The organism is Natrialba sp. PRR66, assembly GCF_034808065.1.
GTDB classification, from domain to species: Archaea; Halobacteriota; Halobacteria; order Halobacteriales; family Natrialbaceae; genus Natrialba; species Natrialba aegyptia.
This window is the reverse complement of record NZ_JAXHGN010000267.1, coordinates 1-236: the sequence shown is the minus strand read 5'-3', so window position 1 is coordinate 236 and position 236 is coordinate 1. Positions and strand designations below refer to the sequence as shown.

Genomic DNA, 236 nt, shown 5'->3' with positions numbered 1-236 from the left:
CGCGAGCTCGGATTCGAGGTCGCCCAGTGCCGCCCGACGGCGCTGGTGTTCGGACAGGAACTCGCCGATGCGGTCCGCGGCCAGCTCCTTCAGCTCGCCGCTGAGCAGCTCGCCTCCCCGATACGCGGACTCGATGCGGGCGAGTTCGTCGTCGTCGCGCTCGAAGAAGAACCGGAGGTACTGGAACGGGACGTCGACGCTCGGGTCGCCGCCGTGCTCGCGGTGCTCGGCGACGC

1 pseudogene is annotated in these 236 nt (G+C 70.8%); it reads right to left on the bottom strand.

Annotated features, from left to right (window positions below):
* A pseudogene (locus tag SM755_RS24185) lies at positions 1-236 on the bottom strand (tryptophan--tRNA ligase); the annotation flags it as partial.